Genomic DNA, 25,533 nt, shown 5'->3' with positions numbered 1-25,533 from the left:
ATCAGACTCCCCACATACTGGATGCAACCCCGAGGTTTCAAACCGTGCCTGACATGAAGCTGTTTGCTGGTAACGCAACGCCGGAACTAGCCCAGAAGATCGCAGATCGCCTGTTTATCAAACTCGGCAATGCTGCCGTAGGTCGCTTTAGCGACGGCGAGATCAGCGTACAGATCAACGAGAATGTACGCGGTGGCGATATCTTCATCATTCAATCCACCTGTGCCCCGACCAACGACAATTTGATGGAATTGATCGTCATGGTGGATGCACTGCGTCGTGCTTCAGCTGGCCGTATCACTGCCGTTATCCCCTACTTTGGTTATGCCCGTCAGGACCGCCGCGTCCGCTCCGCCCGTGTGCCCATCACCGCCAAGGTCGTCGCCGACTTCCTCTCCAGCGTGGGTGTGGACCGTGTGCTGACCGTTGACCTGCATGCCGAGCAGATCCAGGGCTTCTTCGACGTCCCCGTCGACAACGTGTTCGGCAGCCCGGTGCTGCTGGAAGACATGAAGGCCAAGAACCTCGAATCCCCCGTGGTCGTGTCACCGGACATCGGCGGCGTGGTCCGTGCCCGTGCCATCGCCAAGCTGCTGGACGACACCGACATCGCCATCATCGACAAGCGTCGTCCCCGTCCGAACGTCTCCCAGGTCATGCACCTGATCGGCGACGTGGCCGGTCGTGACTGCGTCATCGTCGACGACATGATCGACACCGGCGGCACCCTGTGCAAAGCGGCCGAAGCGCTGAAAGAGCGTGGTGCCAAGCGCGTATTCGCCTATGCGACCCACCCTGTCTTCTCCGGCACCGCCGTTGAAAACATCAAGAATTCGGTCATCGACGAGCTGATCATCACCGACTCCATCCCGCTCACCCCGGAGATGAAGGCAGTCGGCAAGGTCAAGCAGCTGACCCTCTCCTCCGTGCTGGCCGAAGCGATTCGCCGCATCAGCAACGAAGAGTCCATCTCTGCCATGTTCGAGCATTGATAGACCCTGTCGTGACAAAAACCGCCGAATGGCGGTTTTTGTTTTTTTGGGTGCCTGGCGCCAACCGCCAGCCTCCACTCGGCAAGAAACGAAAACCTCGGACGAGCCACCCCACCCGAGCCCTTCTGTCCGGCTTTTCCCCGACCTTGCCGCACTTTGGTTGAGTGATCGCCACTCGGCGGCTAGAATATTGCGTCCCATTGCCCCGGGTCATCCGCCCATGGCAAGTAGCGAGTGAAGACATCAAGCGTGACAAGTCAAATCAAACTGATTGTCGGGCTGGGTAATCCCGGCCCCGAATATGCCAAGACCCGCCACAATGCGGGCGCCTGGTATGTGGAGCAACTGGCACGCTGGCACAATGTCAGCCTGCGCGAAGAGCCCAAGTTCTTCGGCCACACCGCCCGCTTCCTGGTGGACGGGCAGGATGTGCGGCTGCTCATCCCGAACACCTACATGAATCTCTCCGGCAAGGCCGTGGCGGCGCTCGCGCGCTTCTACCAGATCGCCCCGGAAGAGATCCTGGTGGCCCACGACGAGCTGGACCTGCCTCCCGGCATCGCCAAGTTCAAGCAAGGGGGCGGTCACGGCGGCCATAACGGCCTCAAGGACATCATCGCCAGGATGGGCAACAACAATAACTTCTTCCGGCTGCGCCTTGGCATCGGCCATCCGGGCGCCAAGGAGCTGGTCGCCGGCTTCGTGCTGACCAAGGCGCCCAGCAGTGAGCAGAGTCTGATTGAGGCCGCGCTGGACGAATCCCTGCGCGCCACCGACATCCTGTTCAAGCAGGACATGACCAAGGCCATGAATCGCCTGCACAGTTTCAAGGCCGAGAAAGTCTAGGCCTTCAGCCTGCATGACCAGGCTGTTCAAGATGACCGGCCTCTGGCGAGATCCCTCGCCTCGGGGTCAAGCAACACGACACGGGCCGCCCGCGCGGCCCCTTGAAGCATCCATCAACAAGGTAACAATCCATGGGTTTTAAATGCGGTATCGTGGGCCTGCCCAATGTAGGCAAATCCACCCTGTTCAATGCGCTGACCAAGGCCGGCATCGAAGCCGCCAACTTCCCGTTCTGCACCATTGAGCCGAACACGGGTGTGGTCCCCATGCCGGATCCCCGCCTCGACCAGCTGGCGGCCATCATCAATCCGCAGCGTGTCGTGCCGACCACCATGGAGTTCGTGGACATCGCCGGCCTGGTGGCCGGTGCCTCCAAGGGCGAAGGCCTTGGCAACCAGTTCCTGGCCAACATCCGTGAAACCGAAGCCATCGGTCACGTGGTGCGCTGCTTCGAGGACGAGAACATCGTCCACGTGGCGGGCAAGGTCTCCCCGGCCGACGACATCGAGGTGATCAACACCGAGCTGGCCCTCTCCGACCTGGATGCCTGCGAGCGCGCCATCAATCGCCAGTCCAAGCGTGCCAAGGGCGGCGACAAGGATGCCAAGCTGGAAGTGGAAGTGCTGGAGAAGATCAAGGTTGCCCTGGAAAACGGCCAGATGATCCGCGGCATGAAGCTGGACAAGGATGAGCTGGACGCCGTCAGCCACCTCAATTTCCTGACCCTGAAACCCACCATGTACATCGCCAACGTGGCGGAAGATGGCTTCGAGAACAACCCCTACCTGGATCAGGTCCGTGAGATAGCCGCCGCCGAGAACGCCGTTGTCGTGGTCGTCTGCTGCGCCATCGAGGCGGACATCGCCGAGCTGGACGACGAAGACCGCGCCGAGTTCATGGCGGATCTGGGCATCGAGGAGCCGGGCCTGAACCGGGTGATCCGCTCCGGATACGAGCTGCTCAAGTTGCAGACCTACTTCACCGCCGGTGTGAAAGAAGTGCGCGCCTGGACCATTCCGGTAGGCGCCACCGCCCCGCAGGCCGCTGGCAAGATCCACACCGACTTCGAAAAAGGCTTTATTCGCGCCCAGACCATCGCCTTCGACGACTTTATCACCTACAAGGGTGAGCAAGGCGCCAAGGAAGCAGGCAAGATGCGCGCGGAAGGGAAAGACTACATCGTCAAGGATGGCGATATCATGAACTTCCTGTTCAACGTCTAAATTAAAATTATAGATTACTTTCAATGACATGCGATCACAAGGCGCAGCCATTATTAGTTTGAGTACACTTTTGCGTACACACTAGGCAACGCTAGGCATGCATAATTGTTATCAAAAGGGCCTATCTAAAATCTGATAGGCCCTTCTCTTTCCCAGATCCCACCTTACTTCCTTTTGAGTCCCACCTTTCAATTTGTACACCACAGTGCAGCCACAGCGCGCATTCCATAGCTAGAAACCAGAGAGGAAAATAAGTCTCATTTGAACTTATTTCAGATATATATTATCTCCATGAACCTACCCAAGGGACTGCTCTGTGCAGTCCCTTTTTTATTGGAGATCTCCCATGGCTCACCTGATCGACACCATGGCCTACACTGGCCAAACCCCCTGGCATGGCCTTGGCAATGTTTTGCCCCCGCAACAATCCCTCGATATCTGGCTACAGGCAGCCGGGATGGATTGGACCATCGAGCAGAGCGACGTGATGTTTAACGTCGCCTCCGATGCACTGCATATCCGCCCCTACAGCGACAGCAAGGTGCTGTATCGCTCTGATACCCTTGCCCCCCTGTCGGTGGTCTCAAGTCGCTACAACGTGGTACAGCCTCATGAGGTGCTGCACTTCTATCAAGACCTAGTGGAAGCCGGTGGCTTTGAGCTGGAAACAGCAGGCTCGCTCAAAGGTGGCCGCAAGCTGTGGGCACTCGCTAAGACCGGCCAAGACCTAAAACTCAAAGGCAATGACTTGGTAAAGTCCTATCTGCTGCTGGCGACCAGTTGCGACGGCACGCTCTGCACCACGGCGCAGTTCACCTCGCTGCGAGTAGTCTGCAACAACACCCTGCAGATGGCACTGCGCGGCGCTACTGGTGCCATCAAGGTGCCCCACTCCACTCAGTTCGATGCTGCTGCCGTCAAAGAGTCGCTTGGGCTCGGACTCTCTCATTGGGATGAGTTCAAGGCACAGACTAAGGAATTGGCACAACGGCCCGTCGCCCCCGAAGAGGCACTGCGCTTTTTCAGCGACCTGCTGGCGCAACCGCTGGATGAGGAGAGCATCATTCTCACCAAGCCGGTACAACGGCTGCATGAGCTCTATCAGGGCGCGGGTATGGGCTCAGAGCTTGCCAGCTCCCGCAATACCGCCTGGGGGTTGGTCAATGCGGTCACCGAATACGTGGATCACCACCGCCGTGCCCGCAGCCAGGATCACCGGCTCGATTCCGCCTGGTTTGGTCAGGGCGCCCAACTCAAATCCCAAGCCTTGAATCAAGCTCTTACCCTGCTGCAGTAATTCCTCTTCCCTATCTAAGCCGCATAACGACCTCCCCCGGACTAGCGCAAGCCAATCCGGGCGTTGGCGTTTATGCCGTTAACAAGGAATAGTCATGAAAGCAAAAACCAAATACGGCCAAGCCCTGCGGCTGGCCTCCACTACCCAATTAACCCGCGAGCAGTGGCTCGCTATCCGCAAACTCGGCATTGGCTCCTCCGATGCCGCCGTGGCAGTGGGGCTCTCCCCCTACAAATGCCCGCTCAGCCTGTGGTTGGAGAAGACCGGTCGCAAGGAGCCGGAAGATATCTCCCACAAGGAAGCGGTGCTGTGGGGCATCGAGCTCGAACCTGTGCTGGCACAGGTCTATGCCAAACGCACCGGCTACAAGGTACGCCGGGTCAATGCTGTGCTGCAACACCCCGAACAACCCTTCATGCTCGCCAACCTCGATCGGGAGGTAGTGGGCCACCCCGATGGGCCGGGCATTCTGGAGATCAAGACCGCCAGCTATCACAGCGCCCCCCAGTGGGAAGAAGGGGTGCCGGTGGCTTACCAGTGTCAGGTACTCCATCAACTGGCCGTCACCGGCCATGCCTGGGCCGAAGTGGCTGTGCTGATCGGCGGCCAGGATTTTCGGATTTACCGCATCGAGCGTGATGAGGAGAAGATCCAGGATCTCACCGAACGGGAAGCGCAGTTCTGGCAGATGGTGCAACAAGATCAGCAGCCTGAACCTGACGGCTCCAGTGATGCTGCCAATGCTCTGAGCTGGCTCTTCCCCCGTGACGATGGCCAGACGGTGGATCTCTCCGATTCTTCCGAGTTCAACCAGCTGTTTGGGGAGCTACTGCGCTTGCGTCAGCAAAAGGAAGCTGTCGAGCAACAAGAGTCTCAACTCAAACAGCGGCTGCAAGCGACCTTGGGTGAAGCGACAGCCGGGCTGTTTGCCGATGGCAAGATCACCTGGAAGCGCAGCAAAGACCGGCTGGCACCGGATCTCGAAAAGCTCGGGCAGGATCATCCCGACTTGCTCACCCGTTACGTCAAACCGGTGCCCGGCGTGCGCCGTTTCACCATTCAACCCTTGAGGCAAACACCATGATCAAAGGACTGGCGATTACTCCGCCCGTGATCGGACGGATCTGTATCGGCAAGCTGGTGCAAAAACAGGATAAGTGGGTGCCGGAGAAGGACGACAGCTTCACCCTCACCACCCAGGTACAACAAAAGGGGGGATGGTTGCTCCATCCCCTGCACCAACACTACTCATCGCAAAAGAGTGGCCAAGGACAGGAGCAGACCAAGATCCGCGCCATTCCGGTGCGGGTGCTGTTCAACGATAGCGACCTGAATCTGCGGGCGGAATACAGCGCGTTTGACCGACAAACCGGCAGGCCGCTCTGTGTCGGGAATGGGGAGGTGGCAAGACGTGTGGGGGGACAAGGCATGGAGGAGGTCAGCTGCTCTGGACCAGAGCGCTGCGCCTTTGCCGGGCAACAGGGCTGCAAGCTGTACGGGCGACTGAACCTGTTTGTGGAGGGGCAAGGGGATGAGCTGGGCAGCTTTATCTTCCGAACCACCGGCTACAACTCGGTGCGCACTCTGTCGGCTCGACTGAAATACCTGGAGGCCGTGAGCGGTGGTCACACCCGTTATTTGCCGCTCACCCTGCGGTTGCGAGCCAAAAGCACCACCCAGTCCTACCGCACACCGGTCTACTACGTGGATTTGACCTTGCGGGAAGAGACCAACCTGACTGAGGCAGTCAGGCTGGCACAGGAGGCGGCCCAGCGTGACCAAGAAGCAGGCTTGGCCATCGAGCAGATGGAGCTGGCTGCTCATGAGTTGCTGCGTAACGGCCAGTTTGAAGATATCGATGAAGAGGTGCCGATGCTGCTGGAGGAGTTTTATCCCGAAGCCAGCTGCGACGAGACGGCGAATGGTAACGCAGATGCAGTGGCGACTACCTCGCTTAACGCACCGCAAAGCCAAGCAACCAGAACACCGCAGAGGCCGCAACCAAGAAGGAGTCCACTCACCAACAAATTGGGGAAAGGGAACTCATCCCCTCCCCAGTGAATGGCGGATGATCAGCTGGGACGCGCCAACCGCTCCACCAACCGTTCTACCGTTTCCAGCAACAGGGTTCGGTCAGCATCATCGAGCCGGGCCAGTTGCTGGCTCAGCACAATGCCCTGCTCGGTCGGGCGGTTGCTGGTCTCGCGCAGAAAGTCCGCCAGCTCACAGCCAAACAGCTGAGCCAACTCCGCCAGCCGCACCACGGTCGGCACCACAATCCCCCGCTCCATCCGGGAGACCGCTTCCATCCCGATACTAAGGTGTTCAGCCACCTGCTCCTGGGTAAACCCGGCCTGGTTACGCTGACGCCCAATAGCCTTGCCCACTTTCTTGGCTAACTGCTCAAAATTGATATCTGTCATAAGTCCTCCAACCAACTTGCATGGTTGGGGATAGACCTGTTGACATGAAGAACCCTGAAAGGCGAGGATCAACTAATTAGGTTGATATTGGTGTTTTGGCGGGGAATTTCAGAATGAAAGGAAATCCATCACCCAATACTCCACAACCCGCATTTCCCGCTGCGCAACCACCGCATGACAACGGGAAATGAAAAGTCATTTTTTATCCATAAGGAGACATCATGAAAAGTTACTTTGTTATCGCGGGCCTGCTTTTTCTGGCCCTGACCATCAATATCGCTTGGACCGGCAAAGCTCCCTGGCTTGGATTTGGGGGGCTGACCGCCTCCTTCGTGTTCGGCACGCTTTTTACCGGGGTTGGCATGTGTATCGGGGAGTGGTTTCGCCGCTTTACCCACCCGGACTGGATCTCGACCAGCGGCGCTATCGAGACCTTCAAGGCCAAGATATTTTGGCTGATGGGGCCGCAGGCCATCGGGGCGCTGATCGGTTTTTTCGCCTTTCAGGGCTTTATGAACAATATCCTCGGCTATGCCGTGTAAGGAGTGTGGGATGCATCAATGGATAATAGCCCTGCTGGGCTTACTGCTGACGCCTGCCGTACTGGCATTTGGAGACCATGGCCGCTGGAACGATGGCTGGGGTCAGGGGGTGACGGAGTATTCGGCAACGGTCGATGACGCGACCTATCTCTATCTATCGTGCCGGATGGGCCAGCTTAGCCGCATCGAACTCAACCAAGCAGGCCAAGCACCGACTGAAACCGTTTGGCTGCGCATCGATGGTCATACCTATCCCCCGCTATCCAGCATGGTGGCAGGCAATGACAGCAAGGCGTTCTATGACATGTGGGCCGCACTGCGCTCAGCCAAGTCTCTGCAAGCCATCACCCAGGATGGCCGGAGCATCGAGTTACCGGTCGCAGGGGCACAAGAGACGCTAACTGCCGCTACGGACGCGGCCTTTGGTTGTGCCTTTCCGGCTCCGGAGCCTGAGCCAGCCGCCGCCCCCTTGAACTTTGAACTTCGCGCACAGCAGGGCGTACTGCAGGTCGTGTCTCGTAATGACCCGGTCACGATTAATGACATCACCATCAACCGTGGCCAGTGTCAGTTGGTTCGGGAAGTGCCGAGCAATGATTGTGTCAGCGGTCGCGTGAAATGGAGCACCTGTCTCGCCAGTAAAGACCGGTTGAAACCAGAGTACATCAAGCAGGTGTTCCCTGTTGCGATGAACTTTGGACAGCAAACTCGGTTCACCCTCAAGTCAACACCGCTGTGCCGAGTACTGGAGGTGGTTATTCATACCGACCGGGGAGATGCCGGTTACACCTTCGAGTGAGCCCACTCCACTTCGCTATGCCCGGTCTTGTACCGGGCGTTTTCTTTTGTAGAAGGAGCAGATATGCAACCTGGTGACCATCTGGTCGTAAGCCGATGGGGCTATGACCATCACGGCCTCTACGCGGGCAATAACCAAGTCATTCACTATGCTGGGCCTTTCTCGAGTGAAGGCCCGGTGACTGGGCGGATTATTGTCTCATCGTTGGAGATATTTGCAGGCAATGGCGACTGTTACCTGCGTGAGTACAGCCACCGTTACTACAGCCCCAGCGAAAGCCTGGCACGAGCACATCAACGGCTGGGAGAGCGGGCTTACAACCTGCAGTTCAACAACTGCGAACACTTCGTGACGTGGTGTATCCAGGGCGTGCACCACAGTGAGCAGGTAGACCAGGCATGGAGTACCGTCTTGCTAGCCATCACGCTCGCACAAACGCCACCGCTGCCAATTCGCACCACCGTGCCTACGTTCACCGCACGGCTCACACCGCTGACGAACAAGCTACCAACCTGGCTTCTGCCCTGGCGACTGCGCTAGTCCCAACCCTTTATTCGGAGTACACCATGACCATTCCCTTTTTCCGGGACGGCTTTACCCTGCCCGTAGCACCAGCCCTGTTGGCTCTGCTTGAGCAGGAGGTCACCCGCACCGCGCTCGACCTTGCGCGTCAGACTCAGCTCACCTTCAACTTTCGCAATCCCGGCTACACACCCGAACAAGGGGGTGTCCATCCGGTCGAGCTCCGCCTGATACGCGGTCTTGATGGCTGGCTGTTCGATTACGTCACTGACTTCTGCTACCAGGGACTGGGGCAGGATGCCGAGCTCTGCAAGGAGCTCGATTTCAACTTCCTCGATGGTGAGCACTATCTGCAGGGATGGGGGCCACTGCCCCCAACAGAAGCCCATGAACTCTTTCACATGTGGCAAGGCGCTTTCCTCGTCTACGCCCAGCTGGGCTTTTTTACCGTCACCGTCACTGGTGACTGAGGAGGACAGATTCCCAAACAACCGATAGCCGTTGAGCTGGAAGCCATCAATCGTGATAGCGAGACGCAGGTGGTACCTGACCGTGCAGGGCTACAGCGTCTATCTGCGGGCGATGGGAGCAAGCGAGCTGGCCCTAGCTACCTGGATAGCTGACTACGACACCATTGGTCCCGCCTATGAACTGGCGGAACGGCTGAGCTTGGCTCTTGCTATCCCACTCACCGTGCAGGTCCCCGAACCACTAATGCCGGTGAAGCAGGAACCCACCGCCAGGGAAGGCGTCACCACCACGGCCAACTGCCCCCCCTCACAGTGAACCAACAACCTCTTTGCCTTTAACCCCGACATGCTTCCTGCGTGCCGGGGTTTTGTTTATTTGGAGAACCCCACATGCGTTACCACAAACTCAAAGCCGGGGAATGCCCCGGTACCTATCTCGTCACCGAACCGGTGACCGAGCAAGACCTGCTGCGTATCGCCAATCAGATTGCTCGCAAGCGTCTTGCCAAAGGCTCCGCCATCACCAGTACCACAGAGGCCGCTGAGCGGCTGCAAACCCTGCTGCAGGACCGGGAACACGAGGTGTTTGCTGCACTGTTTCTTGACTCCCAGCATCGTGTATTGGCTTTTGAGGAGCTGTTTCGTGGCACTCTCGACTGCGCCAGTATCTACCCACGGGAAGTGGTCAAACGGGCCTTGCTACTCAACTGCGGGGCCATCATCGCGGTGCACAATCACCCCAGTGGTGACCCGGAACCCAGCCACTCCGACCGCGTCTTCACTCAGGCCCTCAAAGAGGCCTTGGCGCTGGTCGATGTGCGATTACTTGACCATCTGGTGGTCGGTGCTGAGGGCGTAGTCTCGATGGCCGAAAGAGGTCAGCTATGAGCCTTCCTCCAGACAAAACCCACCTCACCGCCCTCGATATCCTCATCGAGTTGCGTTGCTGGCTTGCTGACAACGTCGAGATGCAGGCAGAGCCCGCCATCGTTACCCACCTGCCGAGCGGCTACCTGCTCACCCAGAGCGATTGTGTCGATGCCATTGATGCGCTGCTGCATCAGCTGCGCCATTAGCCGCGCCAAGAAGGGACAAACACCATGCGATTACCCAATCCCTATTCCCTTGAGGAAACGCTCGAGAGGCTGCGCCATGGCCTGGCAGCCGCTTGCAACGAAGATGCGCTGACATTGCTGGAAAAGTCCGTCGCCAAGGCCCGTGATGACGAGGTTTATGCCTGGCAGCTTAAAGAGACCTTGCTGCAAGGATCCACCATCGAGATCCGTGAATGCCTCAGCTGCTTTGGCGACTACTTCGAGCGCTCCCGAGACGCACCGCCCTATTACCCGTACCACGATGCCGTCAACGGCATTGATTGTGCGCTCTACGCCATCCTGTTCGATGCGGCTCACCCAGACGCAGAGCAAGCGCACGAATAACGGCAGCATCCCAAACCCGGATCATCTGGTCCAACACCATGATCTGGATATCCCGACACAACCCACAGGGCCACCTCACTGCAGGTGGCCTTTTTCATTTCAAGGAGTCATCCCCATGTCTGCCTTCATGATCGATCGCAAGGACTACCTTGCTTTTGCCGTGCAGTTGCACCGCTTTTGCAATGCCCCGGTGCCACCGCACTACACCCTCGAGTTGCTGCGCACCCTCTGGTGGAACTCGCCAATGGATGTCACCAGTACCTGGACGTGGCGGGTTGACCGGCTGGTTAGGCTGATGATGCTCGCCAATCGGCGGGCGGTCTGGCATCGCTATCAGCTGGGGCGTCAGCAGGAGCGTAAGGAACCACGTCAACACCGCTCGAACAAGCTGAATCCGCTTAAACCTGCACACCGTTACCACCAGGCACCACTCACCGATGCCGAACTGGTTGCCCTCTACAAATTCACCTGCTGCGCTCTGTACCAATCGAGCGAATGGACCGGGAGCCCTGAGCAGGCACCTCGGCTGGTGAAGGTGATACAGCAGTTGCAGCAAGCGCTGGCGCAAGACGTGCTGACCCGGTTGTCACTGTGGGAGCAAGCACCTTGGGGAGAGATGTGATGGATCTCTCCATCCCCCTGACAGTGACAAGCTCACCACCGAGCTCAACAGCCCACCTGGCTCAACGCATCGCCGATGACATGGCACACCTGCATCACCGCCTGGGGGATGGGGTCAGTGATGAGCTGGGCATCAGTTATCTGGTCGAACAATTTGCGCTGCTGGCAGCGGCTTACCATGCACCTGCAGAAAAGGAGAAACACCCATGATTGAATTTACCGACAGCTTTAGCCAGGCCGCCGTGGCGGAGGCCATGTGTGCCCATCCAGCACTCGCCAAGCTCATCAGCCAGCAGTTGATGTTGCCGGGCTTTGCCTATGCCCACGATGTGGAGGGACGGCGTATCGGTGGTCCCTTGGCCGCCCCCAACCCGGTGCTGCACAAGACCACGCTCTTTGTCAGCCCACGGGATATGCGTGAACACCTGCCGCGTGAGATTAACTTCGCCCGCTTTCGCTGTGCTTGTAATACCGCAGGCCAACCGGTCGGTGAGTGGCAACGGGTAATTGTCGGGGCCTACGTCAACCACGGTAGTAATGACAAGCCGGATTGGAGTAGTCACACCTGAGCCACGGCCACCAGCACAAACAAGACCTCTAACCGCCCCTCACACCGAGGGGCCGTTTGCATTTGAAGGACGCCCAACCATGCATGACTTGCGTGATTACAACACCCTGACCGCTCAGCAGCTCACCGTTGCTATCGGCCAACTCCACCACAATACTGCGCCGAAGATAATGACCCACCTGGCATTACGGGCCAGACAGCCGCAACCGCTCGGTAATGGCCGTAGCAGAACCAAGGCTCTCAAGCTGCTGCGCCGGGTCAAAAAGGCCCACAAGGCGGGGCGTATCCCGTTTGAACTTACAGTGACCGGCTGCCGCATCGACCGGGGTTGCCATCAGGCTGACCGCTACTACTACGACCGGACGCTACTGGCCCAGGGTTGGCAGCAGTACGATACCGAGGAGGACGCCTGGTACTTCGGTATCTGGATTAACACTGAGAAACTCGAAACCTTTACCTACGCCGAGGGGGATACCAACCATGTGATTGCGCCGAACGTCGAGGCGTTTCGCTCTGAATTGGCGCGACTCTACCAGAACCACCCGCAAGCCCCGGCGTTTATCTGCATCGACCCGGAGGCGGGCGTTGTAACCCGCCACTTTGAAGCCAAACCGGAGGTGTGACATGGCTAAGAACATCGCCATCAAGGTGCCCGGCAAACATCCGCAAACTGGCGAACTCACCACCTTTGAGCTCAAGGGCCAGCGCATGGATATCGACATCGGTGGGCAGGCCGTGCCTTTCCTCATTCACGGGAGGGGCGTAGGCACCTCGCTCACCCACATCCCGAGTGGCTACCGCATCGCATTGCTCGGCGGCTGGCTCACCGCTCGTTACGCAATACCTGAGAATAAGCCCAGCAGAACGGCCTGTGCCCAGATGGCCATCGACCGGCTGGTGGCTCAATACGGCTCGCGGCACCTGCTGGACCGGCTCAATTGCAAGCCGGTTATCAATGAGATGGCTGACTGCGCTCGTTGACGCCCTACTGTCTCCGCTCATCAACAAACAACATAAAGGGCCAGCCCTCACAGGCTGGCCCCTTGCATCATTGGAGTCACCGAACATGACCCGTCTTATCACCGGACTCGAGGTGCATCACTATGCCCCCGAGCTCAACAAACTGCACCTGCGAAACCGTCAGACACTACCCGCTCCCGGCATCACCACCATCAAGCAAGCCAAAGCCCGCCTGTTTGCTCGTTGGCAACCTGGGCATCAGGTGACCATCACCGTGAGCCATCCCGACTACATCAATCTTTCTCGGCTCTACCGGGGGCGGCTGACAAACCTGACCGAACTCCCTGAGCACCTGACCAGACTACGCCAGCGCCACAACGTGCCCGGCACCTGCATCGACATTCAACTGAGGTATCGCTAATCATGACCACGACAACCACCCACACCAACAACCAACACCCCGTAGCGCCAGACCACCCCACTCGGATTTTTGCACAGTGGGGTTTGCCCCATACCGTGACGCCACGCTTTGGCGCTCGTCTGATACAGAGTCGCTACCGGCTCGATTTTCTATCCGATCGGGCCAGTCTGATCGGTGAATGGAGTGAGACGCAGATAGCCAAGCTCGACCTGGCTTTCCCGGAGATCATCAAGGCTCTGGAAGCCAAGCTGCTAACCGGCGAGCTGGATGCTCAACGTCAGCACTGCATCACTATCCAGCACGGCGGCTTTACCTGCGAAGCCGACACCCTCGGTAGCCATGGCTATGTCTATATCTGTATTTACCCTGCGGCGAGCATGGACGCCAATCCTGACCGCAAGGCGTGACCACACATCCGCTTGTGGTAACATTTTTAAACCTACTCGTCCGTGATAAGTGGGTGGGTCTTGGGGAAGGCCAATTCATGGCCTTCCCTTTTTTTGGTGACGCTGTTTTTTTTGAGGTTGCTCCCAGTGACTTCGATACCAACTGGCCCCAAGCAGGTCGCTGTGACAAGATAAGCCCCTGTTTTATCTCGATCTGGTTGCCCGATGAAAGAAACCCTGCCCAGCTATGAAGCCATGATGCCTGCCGTGCTCAAGGTATTGGCCGATGGTGTCGCCCGCTCTCTACGTGAGGTATTCGAGCGGGTTTGCCAGCACTACGCCTTTACTCCGGAGCAGTTGGCTGACACCTTGCCCAGTGGTCGCCAAACCACGCTGCGCAGTCGGGTTGGCTGGGCCAAGACCTATCTGGTCAAGGCAGGACTCATCGAGCAACCCAAGCGGGGCATTTGCCTTATCACCGAACGGGGTAAGGCGGCGCTAGTCTCGGGACATACTATCGACAACCGCTATCTGGCCCAATTCAACGAGTTCGTGGCGTTTACCCTGGCCTCCAGTGAGAGCGCAGGCAATACGCAACAAGCCATGGCGATCCCGACAGACACGCCAACACCAGAGCAGGCCAGCACCCCTCAAGAGCAGATTGAGCAGGCACTATCTGCCATCAATCGCTCCCTTGCCGATGACCTGCTTGCCGAGATCTTGGGCCTTTCCCCTCGTTTCTTTGAACAGCTGGTGGTCGATCTGATGGTGGCCATGGGCTATGGCGGCAGCCAGCAGGATGCCGCCCGCACCACCCGTTACCAAAGCGATGGCGGCATCGATGGCATCATCAAGGAAGACCGGTTGGGGCTCGACTCCATCTACCTGCAGGCAAAGCGCTACACCGACAAAACCGTGGGGCGTCCCGAGATCCAGTCCTTCGCGGGGGCGCTGGATCTGCACAAGGCCCGCAAAGGGGTCTTTATCACCACCTCCAGCTTTAGCCGTGAGGCGCAGGAGTATGTCGGACTGATTGAGAAGCGCATCGTGCTGATCGACGGTGCCCGTCTTGCCGCCCTGATGATCGAATACGGCGTCGGCGTCACTACCCGCCAGACCCTCACCATTAAAACCCTGGATTCAGATTACTTTTTGGAAGAATAAATCGTGGCTAAACCAGCCCTAATACCCCCACCGATTAAATGCCAGCGGCATCTTGTTGAGCTTCTCGCGATGCTCGCGCCAGTTGGGCAGATGGGTATCCATCAGTGTGATAAATCGCTGGTTATGTTTGCGTTCTAACAGATGCACCAGTTCATGAACCACAATAAATTCCAGGCATTCAGGGGGCTTCTTGACTAGTTCGAGGTTAATCCAGATGCGGGCCGTATCCGTTTTGCAGCTCCCCCACATGGTCTTCATCCGTTTGATACCGACAAACGAAGGGGTGACGTTGAGCAAGGCCTGCCACTTGGCCATCAATATCGGCAACCGCTGGCGTAGCAATTGGCGATACCAGCCCAGTAGCAAGGCTTCTCGCTTCGCGGCGTCATAATGAGCGGGAACCCGCATCCGGATCCACCCCCCTTGTAGCTTGACGCTGTGCGCTCCCTCAACCGGGATCACCTCCAATCGATAGCCCCGTCCCCAAAGGTAGTGCGTCTCGCCGCTGCACATCTGGCGCTCGCTCTGACGTGGCTGCGCCTGAAAGTGGGCCTGTTGCTGCCGGATCCACGGCAAGCGTCTGACCACGGCCATTCTGATGGCCGTCTGTGACAGCGACGCCGGGGCCGAGACGCGCACGCGACCATCAGGGGGCAGCACATTGATGTGCAGGTTCTTGATCCCCTTATGCTGCAACTCCAGCGTGAGCTCACCAATGGTGATCAGGGGCATCAGTGGTACTCCTGCTGCGCTTTCACCAGCTCCATCACCTCGGCAACGGTCACATCGTATCCCTTGGTTTCTTCGGCAATGGCAAACGCGATCTCCCGCTCCTTGAAGCGATCGCCATACCAATCGGCCTTCTTGGTATAACGCACAGCGGTATCAATCCTGGCCACCAGCAGCTCATCCTTGCCCAGATTGTCATAGAGTGCCCGTTTGGCTGCCGTGTCTATGCTCTCTGGGTAGGCGCTCTGGCTATGGCTCTGTGGATATTTCACCTGCTTGGCCAGCTCGCGGACCTTTTCCAGATACTCCTGATAGGAGATGGCCTGCTGGCGGCGCAGATCGATCAGCTCATCGAGCAGCACCGACATCCTCTCGTAGTATTTGGGGTTGACCGGGTTCTCATCGACGATGGTCCGGCGCACGTTGTTTTCAATCGCCTCGGCCATCGACTCCTGATTGTCGCGCATCTCCTTGGGCAACCCATCCAGCGCCTCGGGGCCGCGCTGGATAATGAGCTCCAGCAGCCCCAGCTCCTCAAAGTCCATCAGCGTCTCGCTGGGGTCGGCATCCACCCACAGATCCAGCATCTGGCGCATGCCCGGCTCGAACTGCTTCATATCCACCAGATCACCACTGGCCAGCTTGATCTCATCCCGGACCTTGGCGAAGTGTTCGACCTCCTGCTTGATCGAGGCGGCCTGCGAGGCGCTGTAACCCGCCTCCTCCAGCTCACCCGCCAGATTGGTAAAGGCGCGGATCAACTTGGCCACCAACTGATAGAGGGTCAGCCGCAATGCCTCTTTCTCGCTCAGCGCCGCTTCATCGGCTCCCGGCTCACAGCAAAAATAATGCTGATAATCGCGTTGCGACTTGGGTGCCTTCACTGGCTCACACAAGGCACGGACGGCTTCCAGAGCGTTATCCAGATCCGCTTTGGCCTGCGCCAGCCGATCTTTAAGCAGCCCGGCCACATCCTCCTTGTCATAGCCTGAGAAGGCTTCAGCCGTATAGTCGTTGACCGTCTTCTCCAACGATTTGAACAAATCTTTGTAATCGATGATGTAGCCGTATTCCTTGTCGTCGCCATCAAGCCGATTGACCCGGCAGATAGCCTGGAACAGGTTGTGATCGGCCATTTTTTTGTCGATGTAGAGGTAGGTGGCAGAAGGCGCGTCAAAACCGGTCAGCAGCTTATCAACCACGATGAGCAGCCGCATCTGGCCCGGCTCCTTGATAAAGCGTTGCTTGACGACCTTCTCGAACTCCTCCACCCGCTTGGCGGCTTCATCCTCCGACTGCTCGAAATAGTCGGCCAGCATCTTGCGGTAGATGTTGTACTTGGCCAGCTTCTCCGTCAGCCCTTCGCCGGTCTCCTCACCCTTGATCTCACTGGCATTGGGCTGATAACTGGTGACGATGGCGCACTTTCCTGCAAAACCGGCCTGGCTAAACATCTCGTAACTTTTGCAGGCTTGATAGACGCTGGAGCAGACCAGCATGGCATTGCCGCGACCATCAGCCAGCCGAGGCTTACGATCAAAGTCGAGCAGGATATCGGCCACTATCTGCTCCAGTCGCGAACGACTGGAGAGCAGCTTCTGCATCGAGGCCCACTTCTGTTTGAGCTGTTGCTTGCCCAGTCGGGAGAGATCCTTGGTCTTGGTCTCAAACCACTCATCTACTTTCTTCTGGGATTTGACCCGCTGGTCGATATCCCGCGCCTCGTAGCGCAGATCCAGCACCACGCCGTCACTCACCGCCTCGTTGAACTTGTAGGTGTGAATGTAGGGGCCGAATATTTCGATGGATTTCTTCTTGTCCACCTTCATCAGCGGCGTACCGGTAAAACCGATAAACAACGCCTCCGGCAACAGGCTCTTCATCGCCCCATGCAACTTACCGGACTGAGTGCGGTGGCACTCATCGACAAACACAAACAGCTTGCCCTTGGGGCTGAAGTCCGAGGGCAAACTGCGGCGCATATCGGCGATAAAGTCATCGGAACTGCTGTCGTCCTCGTCATCCGCGTCAGTTTCTGAGGAACGTCCAAACTTGTGTACCAAAGAGCAGATAAGCCAAGGATTATGGGCATGTAGCCGGGCCACCAGATCGGCCCCACTCTTGGTGCGCAGGATCTCCTCCTCGACCCCGCTGAATACCTTTTCGATCTGTTCATCGAGTTCGGTACGGTCGGTGATGATGAGCACTCGGCTGTCGGTCACATTCTCGCGGATCCACTTGGCCAGCCAGACCATGGTCAGGCTCTTGCCGCTACCCTGGGTATGCCAGATGATGCCGCCATCACGGCGACGGATATAGGCCTTGGCGGCATTGATGCCAAAATACTGGTTATGACGGCAGGTTTTCTTGGTGCCCGCATCAAACACCATAAAGTCGTGGATCAGCTCCAGAAAACGCGCCTTGTTGCATAGCTGCGCCAGGTGCCGATCCAGCAGATTGGCCCCCGGGAAGTCCGTTGATTCGGTTGGTTCTTTCCACTCCAGATAATACTTCTCGGCGGTTTCAATGGTGCCGTAACGCACGCCCTGAGTGTCGTTGCCCGCCATCACCAGCTGCATGGTGGTGAAGAAATTACGGATGAAATCCTTCTTCTGGTTATCCAGGTTCTGGTGGATACCTTCAGAGACAGAGACCGTGGATCGCTTGAGTTCAATAACGCCAAGGGCAATGCCGTTGACATAGAGCACCAGATCCGGCCGCTTCTTATTCTCGCCCTTAACCGTGACCTCTTCGGCAATGGCAAAGTCATTGGCCTGCGGATTGGCCCAGTCAACAAGCCAAACGGTCTGGTTCTGCTCGCCCGCCCCGACTTTCTCCTTCACGCCATAGCGCAGCAGGCGATAGACCTCCTTGTTGGCGTCATAGAGGATGCGCCCTTCGCCCAGGCTCGCCGCCCGATCCAGTTGCCTTAGCACCTTGGGGATAAGCGCAGCGTCCACACCTCGCCCCGCCAACCAAGCGGTCAACAGCTCCGGCTCGATGTTGCGGTTGTTTTCCCGAGTATGCCAATCCCCCAGATAGCGATAGCCCAGCTCCGCTTGAAATAACTTGATCACGCGGTTCTGGGTTGCCCGCTCCCGTTGGCCGACTGAATTCATGCGTTCTATCCCTGTTATTCTCTCAAGCACCCGCCACAACCACGCAGCCGCTCTTATTCGCTACACCAACCCCTGCTGCAAACGGGTCAAGGCGATCTGCAGACTGCGATCGTCAAACAGCCGCGCCTTACGCTCCCCCCACGGGGTTCCCGCTGGCCAGCGGTGCAAACCTTCTCGCAGCGCGCTCACCGTTGGCGCACAGCCCTCTTTAGCCATCAGCCAATCCACCGTGGCCAATAACTCCATGCCATAGGGCGACTCAAAACCATCGATCAACGCGGTCGTCTGCTCCAGTATTGGCAAAAACGCTTTGGCCTCGGTATTGAGATAAACGGCAAGCTCTTGTTTTTTGGCCTCATTAAACCAGATGACATCGAATGGCTTGCTGTCCGGAATGCGCTTGTCAGACTGCAGATAACTGCCATCCATCGCATTGAGCAAATGAGTCAGATTGTTAGCATAAGGTCCATAACGATGGGCCTTAAACTGCAACTGCAGCGGATCACCCTGCGGATTTCGGCCAATGACCCGAGCCAGAAACCAGGCTAGTTTCTGGATTTCCAACAAGCTGCACTCCATCCCCAAAAACCAGTAGCGACGCACCAGTTCAGCAATCAAGGCCCGAGCTGGCGTCAGCTCCGCTACCCCGCCCCGCTTGGCCACATTTTGGTATTGGCTACTGGGCTCATAGAGCAGGATATCGATATCCAGATCACCCAATGCCGTTTCAATCGCCTGTTTGACCTCCGGCCAAGGCAAACCGCCGTTGCCAGCCCCCAGCGGCGGAATGGCAATCGAAGAGACCTGCTGAGCTTGTAACCAGGCCCGCAGATCCTGCAAACCATCCTGGATCCACGCCATCTGAGCCGGGTTACGCCAGTGCTGTTTGGTCGGAAAGTTCACGATCCAGCGCGGCCCTAGCAGCTCACCCGTTTGGGTAATAAACATCTTACCGGTGACGACCTCGCCCTGTTTGCACGCCTCTGCATAGGCACGCATATTGGCCGGGAACCGCTCCTTGAACATCAAGGCGATCCCCTTCCCCATGACACCAACCGTGTTGACGGTATTCACCAGTACTTCGGCCGGAGCATCCAGCAGATTGCCTGTTGTATATCGAATCATCTGAAATACCACCCATCACGGACATAGACGGGGCGCGCGACCCCTACCCGATGCATTGTTCCACGCTGTTCTTTATTTCTTCGTTGTAACACACCACGCCCTGCAACGCCTCGATGGGACAATGCTGATAGATCAAGGCTTCGGCCTGATAGCGTTCCAGCTTGCTCAAATCATCCGGGTCACGCTTGAAATCACGGCGCTGCAGAAGAGGCCAATCAATCCGTCCCAATTCGCCAAGGTCGTCATAGAAATTGGCCCACTGGTAATAAGCATGGCTATCGGTAAACACAAACGGCAACCCCAGTTCGGCCATGCGATGCAGACTGGAAACCAGGATCAATATTTCATCATTTTCACGCTGGGGAACACCTCGCCCCGCGTGAATATTGCTGAGCATGGGAGAAAACGGCGTGAAGTAAAAGGGCACATAGTCATTCAGTACGCCGTAAGGGGCCAGTGGCACCGGATGGCGAGCACGTTTGGCAATCAGCTCCGACAGCCCGATATGCACCCAGTGCGGATTTTGCTGCTGGCCATTCCCCGCCCACAGGCCATGGGTCAGGATCCATTCCAGATTATCCCGATGCACGATCCGGAATATCAGCGCCTTCTCCGGATTCAGGCTCTGGCTATAGTCATAGGCCATGGGTGGCTAGCTCCTGCGATGCCCAACGCTTGATAACATACCAATGACTACCGCCCCCGCATACGAAAAGCGGGTGACATTTCCGTTCGCAATCAAGCAACTCACAATAAAAGTATCTCTTGTTTATCAGATAGATAAACATCTATCGCGCCAATAAACAACCGCCCCAGTCAAGCAACGGTCAAGCAACGGTCAAGCAAATCCGGTGCAGGGTGAGCACGATGGCAAGGCTCGCTGCAGAGGCGGTCATCAGGTTGAGCTGAACTCATGCGCCCACCTCCAGCGGCAGGCGAATTTTGCCGGTCAGCAATTGCTGCATCATGCCTTGCTTGATGGCGCGAGCCTTCTCCAGCTTCTGGGTCAGCGCCTGCAGCTCGTTATCCATATCGGACAGAATAGTGGCGATGGCGGTTTGTTCTTGTTTATTCATTGAACATGGAATCATATAGCTCTGAATAGCGGGGAATGGCACTCTTCTATGCCCAGCACTTCCAACCATTTCTGACTCAAGTTGCTTTCTAAAATAACCCTGAGTGGTCCAATAATAAATAAAAACTGAATCAGCATTAGCCACAGCTCTTAAAACATGAAACTCTGTACTCCCGAAACCAACATCAGATTTTAATTCTTTTGTATAGCACCCCTTACCATTTTCAAAGCAAGGCGTTATTTTTGCCACCAGAACATCACCACGTTCAAAGTATGTAAAGCCAGTTTTTACTTTTTCATAGGTGATACTAGTTTGATTTTGCAATTGAGCCGCTTCTGTCACATCTTGCATTCCAACAAAAGAAACCCAGTCTGTAGCTCTCAAGTTCTTCCTAGATATAGATGTTTCAAATAACTTTCCGAATGGAGCAACCTCCCAATCCTCCGGAATTTCCCCCAGTTCGCTGGGCTTATAGCCTTTTGGGGTGCCATCGGGGCGCAGGGCGAAGGTGGGCAGGCGGGTGCGGCCGGTCAGCAGTTGCTGCATGGTGGCGCTCTTGATGTCCTGTTTTTTGGCGATCAGCTGCTCCAGCGCACCTATCAGCGCATCACTATCCAACAGCACATTGGCAATGGCGGTTTGTTCGTAATAATCGGTTGGAGCAGGAATTTTAATTTTATTTAAATGCGCAGGGCCAAAATTTGGCTGAGCACCACCAGTAATGAGAAGATCTATTTTCTCCTTGAAACTTTGAGAACGCAAATAAATATCCATATAGCCTTTAGAAAAATCATTAATCGGCTTAAACCGAATAACGCTTGTATTCATTAACAAAGGCAGATCACATTCCCGCACCGTTGATGATTTGCAATATGAGTTGCCAGAGGATGCAATGACCAAATCCCCTGCATCACACATAAAATGTTTATAGGTTTTCTCGAACTCATCCCATGAGATATGTCGTTCCGTCTTATCAAGGTCAAGAAATCCATCATCTTGTAGATTGGTGACGTTAATTACCTTTAATCCTTTTGGCTGGAACTGCCATTTTCTAAGCCCAGGGCCTTCCTGATACCAAATAACATCAGGCAAATCATAAACACTCCAATCCTCCGGAATAACCCCCACCTCGGTCTGCTTATAGCCTGCCGGAATAGTCTTGCCTGCTGCCTCTTGCATCATCTGCTCTGCCATTATGCCCACTCCAGCCCCATGCTTTTGAGATGCGCGGCCACCTTGGCCTCCAGATCTGCGACCTGCTGGGTCAGTTGCGGCAGGGTGGCGCGGTAGCGCTCCTCCAACTCCTTGACGCGGTTGGCCAGCTGCTGGGTGATGCGCTCAATCTCCGCCTCGATGGCGGCCTGCAAGCTGGCGCGCCACTTATCCTCCACCAGCAGTTGCTTGATCTCACTCTCAGTCAGCTTGGGGTAACGGGCCACCACCGTCCGATCCAGCGCCTCTTGCGCTTCTTTTACCGCCTTTTTAGCCTGGCTTTCGGCTTCGAACCGCTTGATGGCGGTTTTTAGCGCCGATTTTTCATCGGCATCGCTGGCCTGCTTGAGTCGCGCCTTCAGGCTCGCAGCGTTGATCTTGCCTGCGTCGTTGGCGGCGTCACTCAGCAGCCCCTCCTCGCCGCCCTGCTCTTCCAGATAGCTTTCCAAGGCTTGGCTTGCCTCATCCGCGGCGGCCTGCAGGGCGTCGATGTCAGCCTGCTCATCGCTAAAGAAGCGGGCCACCAGCAAGGCTGGCGGCAGCAGCTCGGCCTTGTATTTGCTCTTGCCCAGCACCAGATCCGGCGTCTCTTTAAGCTTTTCGCCCTTGTCGACTTTAAGCTCGCGCAGCACCTTGCCCGCCGCCCAGCCATCCTGGGAGAGCACATAGACATCGTCCTGCATCACGGCGTGCCAGTAGTCCAGCAGCAGTTGGTAGATATCGTAGTTATCCAGCAGCGGCAGCGGCGCATAGGTGGCAAGCAGCGATTCGCTGATCTCGTCGATCAAGGCTTTTGGGGATTCGCCCGGTGTTATCTCGGCCAGATGGCACTCGGTAAACCAGCGCGAGAAGGGTTCAAGCGACGCAGTGGCAAAACGGACAAATTCGGGGTGCGCCAGTATGGTGCCCTTGACCTTGGCGGCCTCCACCAAGCCATGGCTATAACCGGCATGGGCCGGAGCAAACAGATCGGCCCGCAGGGTCGGAAACACCTGCCAGTAAGCGCCCAGGGCGTCGATATCGCGATGGGGAATGCCGCCTTTGAGGTGGGCGGCCAGATCGTGCAGATCTTCGGCCTCGCTGGCATCGATATAGCGCGGAATATTCAGGTTGTAGTCGTTGGCGGCGATCTCGGAGAGCGGCACGGCGCGGCTGTAACGGGGGATCACCTGCTCGCGGGTAAAGGTATCGACGATCTTGTGGATGTCTTGCTCGCGCAGCCGGTTCTTGTTGCCATCTTTGATAAAGCCTTTGCTGGCATCGATCATAAACAGGCTCTGGCTGCTGTAGCCGTTGGCCTGGATGGCGCGCTGGTGCGCCGTCTCTTTGTCGATGACGATGATGCAGGCCGGAATGCCGGTGCCGTAGAAGAGGTTGGCAGGCAGGCCGATGATGCCCTTGATAAAGCCTTGTTTGAGCAGATTCTCGCGGATGCGCGCCTCGGCATTGCCACGGAACAGCACGCCGTGGGGCAAGATCACCGCCCCCTTGCCGCGGCTGTTGAGGCTCTTGATGATGTGCAGCAAGAAGGCGTAATCGCCATTTTTCTCCGGCGGTACGCCCCAGACAAAGCGGCCAAACTCATCGTGCTCAGCATCCAGGCCGCTGGTCCAGTTCTTGTTGGAAAAGGGCGGGTTGGCGACGGCAAAGTCGAAGCACTTGAGCTGGTTGTTGCCCTCCTTCCACTGGGGCGCGGCCAGGGTATTGCCCTTCCAGATCTTGGCGGTCGGATTGTCGTGCAGGATCATGTTCATGCGCGCCAAGGCGCTGGTGGCGTTATCCATCTCCTGACCGTAGATGGTGAGCCCCTTGGGTCCCGCCTCGTCACTGGCCTTGAGCAGCAAGGAGCCGGAGCCGCAGGTGGGATCGTAGACGGTGGCATCTTGCGGCGTCTGGCGACTGATGCCGATCACCTTGGCCAGAATGCGCGACACCTCGGCCGGGGTATAGAACTGCCCCTTGGACTTGCCCGATTCGGTGGCAAAGTGGCGCATCAGGTATTCGTAGGCATCGCCTAGCAGATCATCGCCCTCGGTGCGGTTGGCGGAGAGATCCAGCCCCTCGAAGATGCCAATCAGCTTGGTCAGGCGGTCGATCATCTCCTTGCCCTTGCCGAGCTTGTCCTCATCGTTGAAGTCGGCGATGTCGATGACGCCCTTGAGATCATTAGCTTCGGCCAGCGCCGAGATGGTGAGGTTGATCGCCTCGCCGATATTCGCGGTCCCCTTGAGCGCCACCATGTCACTAAAACTCGCCCCGTGCGGCACCTCAATCATGGCGTAGGGGTTACCCTTGGCCTTGTCGGAAACGTACTTCACAAACAGCAGGGTGAGCACATAGTCCTTGTACTGGGAGGCGTCCATGCCACCGCGCAGTTCATCGCAACTGGCCCACAGGGAGGAGTAGAGTTCGTTTTTCTTGATAGCCATGGAAAGGGTTCCAATAAGAGTCAGTTTGCGCCAAGGGCGCATGGAAAACGAAAAGAGGCGATTGTTTGCACCCATACGGGTGAGCACGCCAGAGATTGCCAACGAGTTTACCCACTTGACCCCGTGGCAACCATGGTGGATATCACATCAGTGACGGATAGGCAGATCGTTTGCTGCAAAAGCCATCATTTGCCTTCCAGCAAGGCCGGCGGTGTGCTCTCGCCACGGCATTTGAGTTGCCCCAGCGCGTTGGTTCGACAGACGGTGCCATCAGATGCACGCAACTGACCAAGTGCATCTTCACGCCATGTCACCCGTTCACCGGTTTTGGCATTGCTGCCGCGAATATTGCCCAGCGCGTCTTGCCGATAGGTAGTGCCATCGCTCCTCTTAAGATTGCCGAGCGCGTCCTTACGCCAGGTCGTTCCGGTTCCCGAGTCTTTGATGTTGCCAAGCGCATCCTCACGTAAGGTGCCCTGCTTGCCATCGTCACATTGATAGCGGGTATGGCCCAATGCATCTTTTCGATAGGTGCAGTCGGCTGCAAACACGACTTGCGGCGTTAGGCTCAGCAGCAGTGCGGCCAGCGACCACTGGCGTGTCGCTAACCAAAAGCCGGGTTGGTGACTCATTGCATCTCTCCTCTGACGTGAACTCGATTGACTATACCGGGCCAGCCGCTCAGCCTCGATACTGAGGTTTTTAACATGTCGTGTTTTCAGGCGGATGCGTGATGGCAAGACGTCCACTGAGGCGCGTTCAGTCCAGCTTGAGATAATTAACCTCGTTTGTATTTACCCACTTGCTCGAGAAAATAGCTGCCCAGCTCACCTTTATGCAGGCTTGCTTCGCTTTCTGCGCTGGCCAAGTGGCCGTTGCGCTCCTTCCATACCGCATATGCGGCGGCCTTCTCGACCTCGATCCGTTCTTGTTGCTCTTTCGGTAGGGCACACAGATTGTGACTCATACTGATCTCTTTGTTATTTGTTGGCGCCATGGTACGTCATCAGTGGCATGCGGGACTTGCGCTGGTTCAAAGGTGGTGCGCTATAATGCCTGTATATAAATACAGGTGTTGTTACCATGAAGCTGTTCATGTACAGAACCTTAAGCGGCAAGCGAATTAATAATACCGTCTAACGTGTTGTTTTGCTTGGATTTTCTCTGCCT

Annotated in this window: 31 protein-coding genes; 22 read left to right on the top strand and 9 right to left on the bottom strand. The window is 56.9% G+C overall.

Annotated features, from left to right (window positions below):
- Positions 1–44: 44 nt before the first annotated feature.
- From PG887_RS14835 to PG887_RS14810, 6 genes are all read left to right on the top strand, one after another.
- The gene (locus PG887_RS14835; RefSeq protein ID WP_010673845.1) at positions 45–992 is read left to right on the top strand and encodes a ribose-phosphate pyrophosphokinase; all 948 of its coding nucleotides are present in this window, start codon (positions 45–47) and stop codon (positions 990–992) included.
- A 249-nt stretch (positions 993–1,241) separates the two neighbouring features.
- On the top strand, positions 1,242–1,838 hold the full coding sequence (gene pth / locus PG887_RS14830) for an aminoacyl-tRNA hydrolase (protein ID WP_041215615.1): 597 nt from the start codon (positions 1,242–1,244) through the stop codon (positions 1,836–1,838).
- 131 nt (positions 1,839–1,969) lie between these two features.
- Positions 1,970–3,061, top strand: coding sequence for a redox-regulated ATPase YchF (gene ychF / locus PG887_RS14825; RefSeq protein WP_010673843.1), 1,092 nt, complete (start codon positions 1,970–1,972; stop codon positions 3,059–3,061).
- Between the two features lie 346 nt (positions 3,062–3,407).
- Positions 3,408–4,358: a DUF932 domain-containing protein gene (locus PG887_RS14820; protein ID WP_102948470.1), complete on the top strand. Its 951-nt coding sequence runs from the start codon at positions 3,408–3,410 to the stop codon at positions 4,356–4,358.
- Between the two features lie 94 nt (positions 4,359–4,452).
- Complete coding sequence (locus PG887_RS14815; protein WP_043133800.1) at positions 4,453–5,442, top strand: YqaJ viral recombinase family nuclease; 990 nt, start codon at positions 4,453–4,455, stop codon at positions 5,440–5,442.
- Positions 5,439–6,419, top strand: coding sequence for a recombination directionality factor (locus PG887_RS14810; protein WP_223954052.1), 981 nt, complete (start codon positions 5,439–5,441; stop codon positions 6,417–6,419). Before PG887_RS14815 ends, PG887_RS14810 begins: the two co-directional genes overlap by 4 nt.
- An 11-nt stretch (positions 6,420–6,430) precedes the next feature.
- Here the strand turns inward: PG887_RS14810 and PG887_RS14805 are convergent, their stop codons facing one another.
- The gene (locus tag PG887_RS14805) at positions 6,431–6,781 is read right to left on the bottom strand and encodes a helix-turn-helix domain-containing protein (RefSeq protein ID WP_223954053.1); all 351 of its coding nucleotides are present in this window, start codon (positions 6,779–6,781) and stop codon (positions 6,431–6,433) included.
- A gap of 221 nt (positions 6,782–7,002) precedes the next feature.
- Between PG887_RS14805 and PG887_RS14800 the strand changes: the two genes are divergently transcribed.
- The 16 genes from PG887_RS14800 to PG887_RS14725 all read left to right on the top strand — a co-directional run bounded on the left by PG887_RS14800 (position 7,003) and on the right by PG887_RS14725 (position 14,673).
- Positions 7,003–7,323 carry a hypothetical protein gene (locus tag PG887_RS14800; RefSeq protein WP_223954054.1) on the top strand — a complete coding sequence of 107 codons (321 nt, stop codon included), beginning with the start codon at positions 7,003–7,005 and terminating at the stop codon, positions 7,321–7,323.
- A 10-nt stretch (positions 7,324–7,333) separates the two neighbouring features.
- Entirely contained in the window at positions 7,334–8,122 is a 789-nt protein-coding gene (locus tag PG887_RS14795) for a hypothetical protein (protein ID WP_223954055.1), read from the top strand.
- Between the two features lie 63 nt (positions 8,123–8,185).
- Entirely contained in the window at positions 8,186–8,662 is a 477-nt protein-coding gene (locus PG887_RS14790; RefSeq protein WP_223954056.1) for a lecithin retinol acyltransferase family protein, read from the top strand.
- Between the two features lie 26 nt (positions 8,663–8,688).
- On the top strand, positions 8,689–9,114 hold the full coding sequence (locus PG887_RS14785) for a DUF2787 family protein (protein ID WP_216993868.1): 426 nt from the start codon (positions 8,689–8,691) through the stop codon (positions 9,112–9,114).
- A 52-nt stretch (positions 9,115–9,166) separates the two neighbouring features.
- Positions 9,167–9,430 (top strand): hypothetical protein, encoded by a 264-nt coding sequence (locus PG887_RS14780; protein ID WP_223954057.1) that lies wholly within the window; start codon positions 9,167–9,169, stop codon positions 9,428–9,430.
- Positions 9,431–9,504: 74 nt separating this feature from the next.
- A complete protein-coding gene (radC, locus tag PG887_RS14775) occupies positions 9,505–10,002 on the top strand; it encodes a RadC family protein (RefSeq protein ID WP_216993867.1) in 498 nt (165 codons plus the stop codon).
- Positions 9,999–10,190 (top strand): hypothetical protein, encoded by a 192-nt coding sequence (locus PG887_RS14770; protein WP_216993866.1) that lies wholly within the window; start codon positions 9,999–10,001, stop codon positions 10,188–10,190. Before radC ends, PG887_RS14770 begins: the two co-directional genes overlap by 4 nt.
- Positions 10,191–10,214: 24 nt before the next feature.
- Entirely contained in the window at positions 10,215–10,553 is a 339-nt protein-coding gene (locus PG887_RS14765) for a hypothetical protein (protein ID WP_216993865.1), read from the top strand.
- 115 nt (positions 10,554–10,668) lie between these two features.
- A complete protein-coding gene (locus PG887_RS14760) occupies positions 10,669–11,175 on the top strand; it encodes a hypothetical protein (protein WP_216993864.1) in 507 nt (168 codons plus the stop codon).
- Positions 11,175–11,384, top strand: coding sequence for a hypothetical protein (locus PG887_RS14755; RefSeq protein WP_216993863.1), 210 nt, complete (start codon positions 11,175–11,177; stop codon positions 11,382–11,384). Before PG887_RS14760 ends, PG887_RS14755 begins: the two co-directional genes overlap by 1 nt.
- Complete coding sequence (locus PG887_RS14750; protein ID WP_216993862.1) at positions 11,381–11,743, top strand: hypothetical protein; 363 nt, start codon at positions 11,381–11,383, stop codon at positions 11,741–11,743. Before PG887_RS14755 ends, PG887_RS14750 begins: the two co-directional genes overlap by 4 nt.
- Before the next feature lie 79 nt (positions 11,744–11,822).
- Complete coding sequence (locus PG887_RS14745) at positions 11,823–12,365, top strand: hypothetical protein (protein ID WP_223954058.1); 543 nt, start codon at positions 11,823–11,825, stop codon at positions 12,363–12,365.
- 1 nt (position 12,366) lies between these two features.
- On the top strand, positions 12,367–12,723 hold the full coding sequence (locus PG887_RS14740; RefSeq protein WP_227095071.1) for a hypothetical protein: 357 nt from the start codon (positions 12,367–12,369) through the stop codon (positions 12,721–12,723).
- An 85-nt stretch (positions 12,724–12,808) separates the two neighbouring features.
- A complete protein-coding gene (locus tag PG887_RS14735; RefSeq protein ID WP_227095072.1) occupies positions 12,809–13,123 on the top strand; it encodes a hypothetical protein in 315 nt (104 codons plus the stop codon).
- A 2-nt stretch (positions 13,124–13,125) separates the two neighbouring features.
- Positions 13,126–13,530 carry a type IV toxin-antitoxin system YeeU family antitoxin gene (locus PG887_RS14730; protein ID WP_080988641.1) on the top strand — a complete coding sequence of 135 codons (405 nt, stop codon included), beginning with the start codon at positions 13,126–13,128 and terminating at the stop codon, positions 13,528–13,530.
- Positions 13,531–13,734: 204 nt separating this feature from the next.
- A complete protein-coding gene (locus PG887_RS14725; RefSeq protein ID WP_021138001.1) occupies positions 13,735–14,673 on the top strand; it encodes a restriction endonuclease in 939 nt (312 codons plus the stop codon).
- A gap of 18 nt (positions 14,674–14,691) precedes the next feature.
- Here the strand turns inward: PG887_RS14725 and PG887_RS14720 are convergent, their stop codons facing one another.
- The 8 genes from PG887_RS14720 to PG887_RS14685 form a co-directional block, all read right to left on the bottom strand.
- The gene (locus PG887_RS14720) at positions 14,692–15,405 is read right to left on the bottom strand and encodes a M48 family metallopeptidase (RefSeq protein WP_182954681.1); all 714 of its coding nucleotides are present in this window, start codon (positions 15,403–15,405) and stop codon (positions 14,692–14,694) included.
- Entirely contained in the window at positions 15,405–18,521 is a 3,117-nt protein-coding gene (locus PG887_RS14715) for a type I restriction endonuclease subunit R (protein WP_270822076.1), read from the bottom strand. The genes PG887_RS14720 and PG887_RS14715 overlap by 1 nt, the downstream gene beginning before the upstream one ends.
- A gap of 60 nt (positions 18,522–18,581) precedes the next feature.
- Positions 18,582–19,646: a type II toxin-antitoxin system antitoxin DNA ADP-ribosyl glycohydrolase DarG gene (darG, locus tag PG887_RS14710; RefSeq protein ID WP_223954277.1), complete on the bottom strand. Its 1,065-nt coding sequence runs from the start codon at positions 19,644–19,646 to the stop codon at positions 18,582–18,584.
- Between the two features lie 43 nt (positions 19,647–19,689).
- The gene (darT, locus tag PG887_RS14705) at positions 19,690–20,292 is read right to left on the bottom strand and encodes a type II toxin-antitoxin system toxin DNA ADP-ribosyl transferase DarT (protein WP_270822071.1); all 603 of its coding nucleotides are present in this window, start codon (positions 20,290–20,292) and stop codon (positions 19,690–19,692) included.
- A 265-nt stretch (positions 20,293–20,557) separates the two neighbouring features.
- On the bottom strand, positions 20,558–21,916 hold the full coding sequence (locus tag PG887_RS14700) for a restriction endonuclease subunit S (RefSeq protein WP_223954275.1): 1,359 nt from the start codon (positions 21,914–21,916) through the stop codon (positions 20,558–20,560).
- A complete protein-coding gene (locus PG887_RS14695) occupies positions 21,916–24,363 on the bottom strand; it encodes a type I restriction-modification system subunit M (RefSeq protein ID WP_227095075.1) in 2,448 nt (815 codons plus the stop codon). The genes PG887_RS14700 and PG887_RS14695 overlap by 1 nt, the downstream gene beginning before the upstream one ends.
- A gap of 185 nt (positions 24,364–24,548) precedes the next feature.
- On the bottom strand, positions 24,549–24,995 hold the full coding sequence (locus PG887_RS14690) for a hypothetical protein (protein WP_043852095.1): 447 nt from the start codon (positions 24,993–24,995) through the stop codon (positions 24,549–24,551).
- 146 nt (positions 24,996–25,141) lie between these two features.
- Positions 25,142–25,330 (bottom strand): DUF3283 family protein, encoded by a 189-nt coding sequence (locus PG887_RS14685; protein ID WP_182954689.1) that lies wholly within the window; start codon positions 25,328–25,330, stop codon positions 25,142–25,144.
- Between the last annotated feature and the right edge of the window lie 203 nt (positions 25,331–25,533).

It is taken from the genome of Aeromonas sp. QDB14 (assembly GCF_027707845.1).
GTDB classification, from domain to species: Bacteria; Pseudomonadota; Gammaproteobacteria; order Enterobacterales; family Aeromonadaceae; genus Aeromonas; species Aeromonas caviae.
Note: the sequence above shows the minus strand (reverse complement) of the source record. Positions and strands in the feature narration are given on the sequence as shown.

What these genes read in the sequence shown, in the direction of transcription:
- ychF (WP_010673843.1), top strand. Translation starts at nt 1,970, where the DNA reads ATGGGTTTTAAATGCGGTATCGTGGGCCTGCCCAATGTAGGCAAATCC.
- PG887_RS14820 (WP_102948470.1), top strand. Translation starts at nt 3,408, where the DNA reads ATGGCTCACCTGATCGACACCATGGCCTACACTGGCCAAACCCCCTGG.
- PG887_RS14815 (WP_043133800.1), top strand. Translation starts at nt 4,453, where the DNA reads ATGAAAGCAAAAACCAAATACGGCCAAGCCCTGCGGCTGGCCTCCACT.
- PG887_RS14810 (WP_223954052.1), top strand. Translation starts at nt 5,439, where the DNA reads ATGATCAAAGGACTGGCGATTACTCCGCCCGTGATCGGACGGATCTGT.
- PG887_RS14805 (WP_223954053.1), bottom strand. Translation starts at nt 6,781, where the DNA reads ATGACAGATATCAATTTTGAGCAGTTAGCCAAGAAAGTGGGCAAGGCT.
- PG887_RS14800 (WP_223954054.1), top strand. Translation starts at nt 7,003, where the DNA reads ATGAAAAGTTACTTTGTTATCGCGGGCCTGCTTTTTCTGGCCCTGACC.
- PG887_RS14795 (WP_223954055.1), top strand. Translation starts at nt 7,334, where the DNA reads ATGCATCAATGGATAATAGCCCTGCTGGGCTTACTGCTGACGCCTGCC.
- PG887_RS14790 (WP_223954056.1), top strand. Translation starts at nt 8,186, where the DNA reads ATGCAACCTGGTGACCATCTGGTCGTAAGCCGATGGGGCTATGACCAT.
- PG887_RS14785 (WP_216993868.1), top strand. Translation starts at nt 8,689, where the DNA reads ATGACCATTCCCTTTTTCCGGGACGGCTTTACCCTGCCCGTAGCACCA.
- radC (WP_216993867.1), top strand. Translation starts at nt 9,505, where the DNA reads ATGCGTTACCACAAACTCAAAGCCGGGGAATGCCCCGGTACCTATCTC.
- PG887_RS14770 (WP_216993866.1), top strand. Translation starts at nt 9,999, where the DNA reads ATGAGCCTTCCTCCAGACAAAACCCACCTCACCGCCCTCGATATCCTC.
- PG887_RS14765 (WP_216993865.1), top strand. Translation starts at nt 10,215, where the DNA reads ATGCGATTACCCAATCCCTATTCCCTTGAGGAAACGCTCGAGAGGCTG.
- PG887_RS14760 (WP_216993864.1), top strand. Translation starts at nt 10,669, where the DNA reads ATGTCTGCCTTCATGATCGATCGCAAGGACTACCTTGCTTTTGCCGTG.
- PG887_RS14755 (WP_216993863.1), top strand. Translation starts at nt 11,175, where the DNA reads ATGGATCTCTCCATCCCCCTGACAGTGACAAGCTCACCACCGAGCTCA.
- PG887_RS14750 (WP_216993862.1), top strand. Translation starts at nt 11,381, where the DNA reads ATGATTGAATTTACCGACAGCTTTAGCCAGGCCGCCGTGGCGGAGGCC.
- PG887_RS14745 (WP_223954058.1), top strand. Translation starts at nt 11,823, where the DNA reads ATGCATGACTTGCGTGATTACAACACCCTGACCGCTCAGCAGCTCACC.
- PG887_RS14740 (WP_227095071.1), top strand. Translation starts at nt 12,367, where the DNA reads ATGGCTAAGAACATCGCCATCAAGGTGCCCGGCAAACATCCGCAAACT.
- PG887_RS14735 (WP_227095072.1), top strand. Translation starts at nt 12,809, where the DNA reads ATGACCCGTCTTATCACCGGACTCGAGGTGCATCACTATGCCCCCGAG.
- PG887_RS14730 (WP_080988641.1), top strand. Translation starts at nt 13,126, where the DNA reads ATGACCACGACAACCACCCACACCAACAACCAACACCCCGTAGCGCCA.
- PG887_RS14725 (WP_021138001.1), top strand. Translation starts at nt 13,735, where the DNA reads ATGAAAGAAACCCTGCCCAGCTATGAAGCCATGATGCCTGCCGTGCTC.
- PG887_RS14720 (WP_182954681.1), bottom strand. Translation starts at nt 15,405, where the DNA reads ATGCCCCTGATCACCATTGGTGAGCTCACGCTGGAGTTGCAGCATAAG.
- PG887_RS14715 (WP_270822076.1), bottom strand. Translation starts at nt 18,521, where the DNA reads ATGAATTCAGTCGGCCAACGGGAGCGGGCAACCCAGAACCGCGTGATC.
- darG (WP_223954277.1), bottom strand. Translation starts at nt 19,646, where the DNA reads ATGATTCGATATACAACAGGCAATCTGCTGGATGCTCCGGCCGAAGTA.
- darT (WP_270822071.1), bottom strand. Translation starts at nt 20,292, where the DNA reads ATGGCCTATGACTATAGCCAGAGCCTGAATCCGGAGAAGGCGCTGATA.
- PG887_RS14700 (WP_223954275.1), bottom strand. Translation starts at nt 21,916, where the DNA reads ATGGCAGAGCAGATGATGCAAGAGGCAGCAGGCAAGACTATTCCGGCA.
- PG887_RS14695 (WP_227095075.1), bottom strand. Translation starts at nt 24,363, where the DNA reads ATGGCTATCAAGAAAAACGAACTCTACTCCTCCCTGTGGGCCAGTTGC.
- PG887_RS14690 (WP_043852095.1), bottom strand. Translation starts at nt 24,995, where the DNA reads ATGAGTCACCAACCCGGCTTTTGGTTAGCGACACGCCAGTGGTCGCTG.
- PG887_RS14685 (WP_182954689.1), bottom strand. Translation starts at nt 25,330, where the DNA reads ATGAGTCACAATCTGTGTGCCCTACCGAAAGAGCAACAAGAACGGATC.